Source organism: bacterium (assembly GCA_035945995.1).
In the GTDB taxonomy this organism is placed as follows: Bacteria; Sysuimicrobiota; Sysuimicrobiia; order Sysuimicrobiales; family Segetimicrobiaceae; genus DASSJF01.
Genome location: DASYZR010000031.1, coordinates 1 through 7,943 on the forward strand (window position 1 = coordinate 1; position 7,943 = coordinate 7,943).

9 protein-coding genes are annotated in these 7,943 nt (G+C 70.7%); 6 read left to right on the forward strand and 3 right to left on the reverse strand.

What is annotated here, in order from left to right; all coding sequences use genetic code 11:
• The 5 genes from VGZ23_02760 to VGZ23_02780 form a co-directional block, all read left to right on the forward strand.
• On the forward strand, positions 1 to 1,605 hold a 1,605-nt coding region (locus VGZ23_02760; GenBank protein ID HEV2356520.1), incomplete at its 5' end, for an ABC transporter substrate-binding protein.
• 1 nt (position 1,606) lies between these two features.
• Positions 1,607 to 2,626, forward strand: coding sequence for an ABC transporter permease (locus tag VGZ23_02765; GenBank protein HEV2356521.1), 1,020 nt, complete (start codon positions 1,607 to 1,609; stop codon positions 2,624 to 2,626).
• Between the two features lie 4 nt (positions 2,627 to 2,630).
• Entirely contained in the window at positions 2,631 to 3,509 is an 879-nt protein-coding gene (locus VGZ23_02770) for an ABC transporter permease (protein ID HEV2356522.1), read from the forward strand.
• Between the two features lie 29 nt (positions 3,510 to 3,538).
• Positions 3,539 to 3,952 (forward strand): pyridoxamine 5'-phosphate oxidase family protein, encoded by a 414-nt coding sequence (locus VGZ23_02775; GenBank protein ID HEV2356523.1) that lies wholly within the window; start codon positions 3,539 to 3,541, stop codon positions 3,950 to 3,952.
• 87 nt (positions 3,953 to 4,039) lie between these two features.
• Positions 4,040 to 4,789, forward strand: coding sequence for an intradiol ring-cleavage dioxygenase (locus VGZ23_02780; GenBank protein ID HEV2356524.1), 750 nt, complete (start codon positions 4,040 to 4,042; stop codon positions 4,787 to 4,789).
• A gap of 90 nt (positions 4,790 to 4,879) precedes the next feature.
• Here VGZ23_02780 and VGZ23_02785 read toward each other — a convergent pair whose 3' ends face one another.
• Genes VGZ23_02785 through VGZ23_02795 form a run of 3 tightly spaced genes read right to left on the reverse strand, consistent with a single transcriptional unit; the run spans position 4,880 to position 7,347 of the window.
• A complete protein-coding gene (locus VGZ23_02785; protein ID HEV2356525.1) occupies positions 4,880 to 5,410 on the reverse strand; it encodes an SRPBCC domain-containing protein in 531 nt (176 codons plus the stop codon).
• Between the two features lie 23 nt (positions 5,411 to 5,433).
• The gene (locus tag VGZ23_02790; protein ID HEV2356526.1) at positions 5,434 to 6,318 is read right to left on the reverse strand and encodes a dihydrodipicolinate synthase family protein; all 885 of its coding nucleotides are present in this window, start codon (positions 6,316 to 6,318) and stop codon (positions 5,434 to 5,436) included.
• 3 nt (positions 6,319 to 6,321) lie between these two features.
• Positions 6,322 to 7,347 (reverse strand): alpha/beta hydrolase-fold protein, encoded by a 1,026-nt coding sequence (locus VGZ23_02795; GenBank protein HEV2356527.1) that lies wholly within the window; start codon positions 7,345 to 7,347, stop codon positions 6,322 to 6,324.
• A gap of 107 nt (positions 7,348 to 7,454) precedes the next feature.
• Here VGZ23_02795 and VGZ23_02800 point away from each other — a divergent pair.
• Positions 7,455 to 7,943, forward strand: a 489-nt coding sequence (locus VGZ23_02800; GenBank protein ID HEV2356528.1) for a rhodanese-like domain-containing protein, incomplete at its 3' end; no start/stop codon positions are given.

Genomic DNA, 7,943 nt, shown 5'->3' on the forward strand with positions numbered 1-7,943 from the left:
CCGCGGCTCACCCGCCGGGCGCTGCTCGGGGCGGCGGCCGGCGCCGCCGCCTTGTCCCGCCTAGCGCACCCCGCCGCGGCACCGGCCGCCGGCGCGCCCCGCGACACGCTCGTGGTCGCGCCGAGCTACGTGATCCGCAGCCTCGACCCCGGCCACACGCTCGAGCCGCTCGGCGAGATGATCACACACGCCGCTTACGACGCGCTGGTGACGCTCAACGGGGAAGACCTTTCGCATCCCCGGCCGCACCTCGCGACGTCGTGGACGGTCACCGGCGGGGGCCGGTTGCATACGTTCGCGCTGCGCCGCGACGTCCGCTTCGCGGGAGGGAACCCGCTTACGTCGGCCGACGTCAAGTGGTCGTTCGAGCGCGTCATGAACTTGAAGAGCAATCCCGCCTTCTTCCTCGACAACGTCGACGCCGTGACGGCGCCCGACCTGTATACCGTGGTGCTGCGCCTCAAGGCGCCCCAGCCTTCGATCATCCCCATCCTGTCGAACGGGGCGCTCGGCATCGTCGACAGCAAGGCCGCGGCCGCGCAGGGCGCGGACGCCGGGCCGGACGCGAAAGACCGCGATCACGCCGAGGCCTATCTCAACGCCCACTCGCTCGGGAGCGGCGCCTACGTCCTCGAGAGCCACACTCCGAACCAGGAGGTCGTGCTCGTCCGCAACCCGCGCCACTGGCGCGGACGGGCGCCGATCGCCCGCGTGGTCATCAAGAACGTTCCGGAAGCGTCGACCCAGGCGCTGCAGCTCGAGCGCGGCGATCTCGACGTCGCGACCGGCCTCGGCCTCGCCAACGCGCAGACGCTGGGAGCCGTGCCGGGCGTGACGATCAGGAACACTCAGATCGCCGCCTCGTTCGTCATGATGGTGAACATGAACCCGGAGCTGAGCGGGGCGCTCGCCAACCCGAAGATCCTCCAGGCGATCCGCTACGCGCTCGACTACGAGGGCATCCTCAAGATCGCCGGGCCGGGCGCGACGCGCATGTCCGGAGTGATCCCCAACGACCTCGCCGGGGCGCTCGATCCCCGCGAGGCGGTCCGGACCGACCGGGAGCGGGCGAAGGCCTTGATCCGGGAGTCGGGGGTCGCGGCGCCGCGGGGCCGGATGAACTACGCGAGCGACCAGACGTCCTTCGGCATCCAGTACGCCCTCATGGCGCAGAAGCTCCAGGCCGATCTCGCGGCGGTGGGCATCACCGTGGATCTCAACGGCCTGCCGGGGGCGGTGGCCCTCGGCGAGTACCGCGCGGGCCGGTCCCCGGCCCTCTTTGGAGGGTACTACGCCGACTACCCCGACGCGACCGACTTCCTCGTGTATCTGCCGGGCCGGCTCGTGGGCAAGCGGCTGCAGTGGCCGGCGTCGGCAGGCCCTGCGGCCGGGGAGTTGGCGCGCTGGGGCGACCAGGCGGAGCAGGAAGGCACCCCGCGGGCCCGGGTCGCCCTGCTGCAGAAGATCCAGCGGCGTCTCCTGGAGATCGGCCCCTACGTCCCGCTGTTCACGCCGGCGCTGCCGTGGGGCTACCGCGCGGACCTGCGCGGCGTGACTTTCAACAGCGTCTGGGGGATCGATCTCTTCGCGGTCCGGCCCACCTGAGGTGAACCTGGCGCGGTACGTCGCCCGGCGCGTCCTGCTGCTGCCGGCGATGCTCGTCGGGATCACCCTCCTCACGTTCGTGATCTCGCATGCCGTTCCGGCGGATCCCGTGGCCGTCAACCTCGGCGAGCAGGCGGCCGCGAATCCCGAGGTCGTCGCCACCTTCCGCCACCAATGGGGGCTCGACCGGCCGCTGCCGGTGCAGTACGTGATCTACCTCCGCAACCTGCTGCGCGGTGACATGGGGATGTCGATCTCGACGCATCAGGCGGTCCTCACCGATCTCGGCCAGGATCTGCCGGCGACCGTGGAACTCGCGTTTGCGGCGATGCTGATCAGCCTGGCCGTCGGGATCCCGCTCGGGATCCTCGCCGGCGTCCGCCGCGATACCCCGATCGACCAGATCAGCCGGGGCGGCTCGCTGATCGGGGTGTCGATGCCGGTGTTCTGGCTGGGGCTCGTGGCGCTCCTCGTTTTCTACGCGTGGCTGGGGTGGGCGCCGTCGGCGGGCCAGCTCAACCCGCGCCTGAGCCGCCCGCCCGTGGTGACGGGGTTCGTCGTGGTCGACGCCTTTCTGGCCGGCGAGCCGGAGGTCGGCGGGGACGCGCTCGCGCATCTCGTGCTGCCGGCGCTCGTGCTCTCCGCCTACAGCATCGGGGTGATCACGCGCATGATGCGCGGCAGCATGCTCGACGTTCTCGGCGAGGACTACGTGCGGACCGCGCGCGCGAAGGGCCTCCCGGGCCTCCGCGTCACCCTGCGGCACGCGGCGCGCAACGCGCTGCTGCCGGTGATCACGATCATCGGATTGAGCTTCGGTGGGCTCCTCTCGGGCGCCGTCATCACGGAGACGGTTTTCGCCTGGCCCGGGCTCGGCTCGTACGCGTTCCGCAGCGCCACGTCGCTCGATTTTCCCGCGATCATGGGCGTCGGCATCGTTGTCGCGTCGGTGTACGTCTTCGCGAACCTGCTCGTCGACGTCGCCTACGCGGTCGCCGATCCGCGCATCCGGATGGGGTAGCGCGATGGCGGTCCCCGCGGCGGCCGCCCCACGTTCCGGCGTCCGCCGTCCCGCGCAATTCCTGCCGCGGCCGTTCGTGCGGTCGCCGCTGGCGATGATCGCCCTCGTGGTCGTCGCGGCGTGGCTCGTCGCCGCCGCGGCCGCGCCGCTGCTCGCGCCCGAGCCGCCGCTGGCGCAGGATATCGCCGGGCGCCTGGCCGCGCCCGGCCCGGCGCACTGGCTCGGCACCGACCCGCTGGGCCGGGACGTGCTCAGCCGCGTACTCTACGGGGCGCGCATCTCGATCCCGGTGGGACTCGCCGCGGTCGCGCTCGCGGTCCTGCTCGGGACTGTCGTCGGCAGCGTCGCCGGCGTGGCCGGTGGCATCGTGGACGAGGCGATCATGCGCCTGACGGATCTCATGCTGGCGTTCCCCACGGTCATCCTGGCGATGATCATCTCCGCCGCGCTCGGCGCCGGCGTGTGGAACGCCGTGCTCGCGATCATGGTGGCGTGGTGGCCGTCGTACGCGCGGTTCGCGCGGGGCCTCGTCCTCGCCGTGCGGGGCCGCGAGTACGTCGAAGCCGCGCGGGCCGTGGGCGCCTCCACGCTGCGGGTGTTCGGTCGGCACATTCTCCGGAACATCGTCTCGCCGATCGTGATCCTCGGCACACTCGACGTCGGGCACGCGATTCTCACGTTCGCCTCACTGAGCTTCCTCGGGCTCGGCCCGCCGCCGCAGATTCCGGAGTGGGGATCAATGATCGCCGCGGGGCGCGACTACCTGGTCCAGTGGTGGATCGCGACGTTCCCCGGCCTGGCGATCCTCACGCTGGTGCTCGCGCTGAACGTCGTGGGCGACAGCCTGCGGGACGCGCTCGACCCGCGCCTGCGGCGGATGTAAGGATCTCGAGTGCGGGCGGGGAGGCGGCTGTGATCCAGTTCGGCGACGAACGCATCCAACGATTTCTCGCGACGAGGGAGGTCGTCGTGCTCTCGACGATTCAGGCCGATGGATCGCCGCTCGCGATCCCGATGTGGTTTTGGCACGATGCCGCGGCCATGACCATGATCAGCGAACGCGGCACGCAGAAGGTCCGCAATCTTCGCCGCGACCCCCGCGTCTGCGTGGTCGCGGAATCGGGGACGCGGGCGGACGCGCGCGCCGTGATCATCGGCGGCCGCGCGGAGTTCATTCCGGACTCGCCGGCGCGGCGCGGGCTCGTCCGGGCGCTGCTGGACAAGTACCACCCGAATCTCGAACGCCGGTGGGGCGGCGACGCGATGCCCCCGGACCGCGTGATGTTTCGGGTCGTCCCGGCCTGGGTGCGAACGTACGGGTTCTGACGCGGCCTATGGTATCTTTGCAATGTCCCGGCATAATGGAACCATAATTTGCCTCGGGACAAAAGGCCGATCGGGAGAAGCCTGCCGATGACGAACGACGATCGATCTGTTGGACGGGTTTTGACGCGCCGGGAGATCCTGACGCTCTTCTCCGGCGCCGCCGCCGGCACCGCGCTCCTCGCCGCGTCCGGCCATGTTGGATCGCACACCGTCAACGCGGCCGGTGCCGTGCGGCCGTCCTGCGTCGTGCGTCCTCAGCAGACACAGGGGCCATATTTCGTGGACGAAAAGCTGCGCCGCTCCGACATTCGCCGAGATCCGACCGACGGCTCCGTCAAGCAGGGGGTCCCGTTGCGGTTGGTCTTTCGCGTCGCGGAGCTGAACGGAAGCGTGTGCAGGCCGCTCGCGGGCGCAACCGTGGACGTGTGGCATTGCGACGCCCTCGGGGTCTACTCCGACGCCCGAGACCCGCTGTTTGGCGACACCAGGGGCAAGAAATTCTTGCGCGGCTATCAGGTGACGACCGCCGCCGGGACCGCGGAATTCCTGACCATCTATCCCGGCTGGTATCAGGGCCGAACGGTCCACGTCCACTTCAAGATTCGAACCGCGTCCGCGTCCTCGGCGCATCATGAATTCACGTCGCAGCTATACTTCGACGACACGCTCACCGATCGCGTGCACGCGCGGCCGCCCTACGCCGGCAAGGGCCGGCGCACCATGCGGAACGCCGACGACGGCATCTTCCGCGACGGCGGAACGAAACTGGTCCTCAAGGTCGCGAAGGAAGGACAAGGGTACGCGGCCGCGTTCGACGTGGCGCTCGAGACGGCGTAAACGCCGCTTCGAGTTTCGTCGTGCGCGGCTCCCGGCGCCGAGGTCTTACCGAGGCGGGGCGGGCCCCGCCTACCGCGGGACAGGCCCCGCCTACCGCGGGACAGGCAGCGAGAAGTCCAGCAGTTCGGCGCGCTCCCGCAGCGCCCTGGTCATGGCGGCGAGACCGGAGGCGGCATCGTCCGTTACGCCCGAGACGAGCGGCAGCGCGATGCCCCGGAACCGTTCCGTGGCGGTCAGCCGCGAGCGGTGCGGCTCGAGCGGCGTAATTTCGAACGTCAGCACGCGCTCCACCGCGCCCAACGGCATCTTGCCGGCCCACGTCAATTCCTGGCCGGGCTTCGCGACCAGCACGGTCGGGGCGAAGTGGATCACCGTGCCGCCCCGGAGGGTGAGGTCAAGCGTCCGGCCCGCCACGGCGTCGCCGGAGGCGGGATAGATGTAGGGGTTCCAGATATCGTACGCGGGGAAATCGGTCAGCACGCGCCACACCTCATCGGCGGACGCCTTGATCTCGACCACCGCCCGGACGTCCTTGTGCGTGCTGAGGTCCGGAAGCACCCCCGCCGCGGCGGTGCCGGCGACCGCCATGACCAGCAGTACGATCAGGCCCGTTCGGATCATCCCAGGTCCTTTCCCCGAACGGCTCAGCCGTCCGCGCTCCGGAGGGCGTCGCGGATTTCGTCGACCGCAGCCGGCCCGAGCGGCCGCTGCGGCGGGATCGGATCGCCCGCCTCGAAGCCTTGGATCCGCAACCCGGCCTTGATGCACGCCGCGAGACCGTGCCGCCGAAAAACTTCGTTGACCGGCCAGAGCCGCCGCTGCAGCCGGTCGGCATCCTCCCACCGCCCGGCGCGCGCGAGCGCATAGAGTTTGACGCACGCGTCGGGCACGAGGCAGGCCGGTCCGGCCATCCACCCCACGCCGCCGAGGTGGAACACCAGCAGCGGGACGTGGGCCGACGCGCTGAAGACGCCGATCCGGCCGCCGGTCCGGTTCAAGATCGTCAGCAGCCGTCCGGTCTCGCCGGAGGCGTCTTTGAGGTAGCGGACGTTCGGGATCTCCGCGAGCGCCGCGATCTGATCGGGGCTCAGGTCGTACCCGAGCAGTCGCGGGTTCGTGTACACGCAGATCGGGCACGGCACGGCGGCGGCCACGCTTTCGAAGAAGCCGGCCACGCCGTCCGGCGTGAGCGGGAAGTACTGTTGCAGGATCAGCACGACGCCGTCCGCGCCCGCGTCGAGGACCAGCCGAATCTGCTCGATCGCGTCCTGGGTGCCGTACGCCGCCACCCCGGGCACAACGGGCACGCGGCCCCGCGCCGCCTCGACAACCGCGCGCACGACCGCGATCCGCTGCGGCACCGTGAGATACGGAAACTCGCCGGTGCTTCCAAGCGGGCTCAGACCGTGCACGCCGCGTCCGATGAGGTGCTCGACGAGGCGGCCGAGCACGCCGGCGTCCACGCGCCCGGACCGGTCGAGGGGGGAGACGAGATAGGGGAAGATGCCGTGCCAGGACCCGGCCGTCATACGCTACGGCGTCAAACGCTCGGCCAGGTACCGCAGGCTCTTCGGGTACCGGTACTCGATCGCCGAATGCGTCGCGTCGAACAACTCGAAGAACACATCGGTGACGCCCGCCGCGGCGAGCGCGCGGCGGAACGCCTCCGCCCCGAGGTCCAGGAAGAATTGATCCCGCTTCCCGGCGTCGATGTAGATCGCCCTCATCGTCCGCAGCGCGTCCGCGTGGCGCGGGACCATGCGGACCGGATCCCAGGCCAGCCATCGCGCCCAGACGTCCGGGATCAGGCCGCCCGTCGCCGGATCGTATGGCAGCCGGACGGTGCCGTCCGGATCCGTGGAATAGCAGGCCGCCATGCACCAATCGTTGAGCAGATGTTGGTCGCCGTCCTTTGAGAACGCCGGGCGGCCACGAAAGTCCTCCCAGAACTTCTCGAACGAGCCTTGGTAGGAATCGCGCAGCGCCCGGACCGATCGGCGAAAGTCAGGCAGGTAACAGGTCTCGAACAATGCGTCCCCGGCGTGCGTGGCGAGGCCGCCCCACAGGTCGGGCCGGAGCATCGGGGTCACCATCGCCCCGTAGCCGCCGCTCGACTTGCCGGCGATGCCCCGGTGCTCGCGCCGTGCCAGCGTGCGGTAGCGCGCGTCCACCCACGGGACGATCTCCTCGCAGAGATACGTATGGTAGCGTCCCGTCCCGGGCGAATCCAGGAACTGGCTCCCGCCGAGCGAGGTCCAGCAGTCCACCCAGACCACCAAGCACGGCGGGGCCTCCCCGCTCGCGAAGAGCTCGTCGGCGAGCTCGGGGAAGTTCTTCCGGAGCGGCGACCGGTTGCGCCACATGTCGAGCTGCCCGGTGAGCCCCTGGATCTGATAGACGACGGGGTAGCGGCGGCCCGGCTCGGCGTCGTAGCCGGGCGGCAGATACACCCAGAGCGGACGGCGCGCCGGGTCCCCGAGCGGGTTCCCCGTGAGCGCCACGCTGTCGAAGACGACCTCGTCGAACCTTCCTCGAAGCTCAGTCGACCACGGCCGCATCACGCATCACCCTCCGCCCTCTCGGTTTCGCGGGGGCGCGTTCGCTCCTTCCCGGGCGGAGGCGCGGCGGGACGCGCGCATGGCCGCACCGAAGTCTTCACAGGCCAATGATCGCGCGCCGGAACCTTGTCGACCTCGAGTGGCTCGCGCAGCGCCTCGCCGACGCCGCGGTGGTGGCCGTGGACTGCCGGTTCGAGTTGGGGCGGCCCGACGCCGGCCGCGCGGCCTACGACGACGCCCACGTTCCGGGCGCAGCCTATCTCGACTTGGAGCGCGATCTCTCCGGATCCGTGCGCGCCCACGGCGGCCGCCATCCGCTGCCGGACTGGGACGCCTTCTGCGGCACGCTCGGCGCACTCGGGGTCGACGGCGCCGTCACCGTGGTCGCCTACGACGTACCGCAGGCCGCGGTGGCCCCGCGTTTATGGTGGATGCTCCGCTATCTTGGACACGACCGGGTGTACGTGCTCGACGGCGGGTGGCCGGCGTGGCGAGCGGCCGGCCTGCCGGTGAGCCGGGAGCTGCCGCGGCGGCCGCGGCGGGAGTTTGTGGCCCATCCGCGACCCGCGATGACGGTCGATCGGGACGAGGTTCGG

Bases quoted from the DNA above. Each gene is read 5' to 3' on its own strand.
- VGZ23_02785 (HEV2356525.1), bottom strand. From the start codon at position 5,410: ATGATCCGAACGGGCCTGATCGTACTGCTGGTCATGGCGGTCGCCGGC.
- VGZ23_02795 (HEV2356527.1), bottom strand. From the start codon at position 7,347: ATGCGGCCGTGGTCGACTGAGCTTCGAGGAAGGTTCGACGAGGTCGTC.
- VGZ23_02780 (HEV2356524.1), top strand. From the start codon at position 4,040: ATGACGAACGACGATCGATCTGTTGGACGGGTTTTGACGCGCCGGGAG.
- VGZ23_02790 (HEV2356526.1), bottom strand. From the start codon at position 6,318: ATGACGGCCGGGTCCTGGCACGGCATCTTCCCCTATCTCGTCTCCCCC.
- VGZ23_02770 (HEV2356522.1), top strand. From the start codon at position 2,631: ATGGCGGTCCCCGCGGCGGCCGCCCCACGTTCCGGCGTCCGCCGTCCC.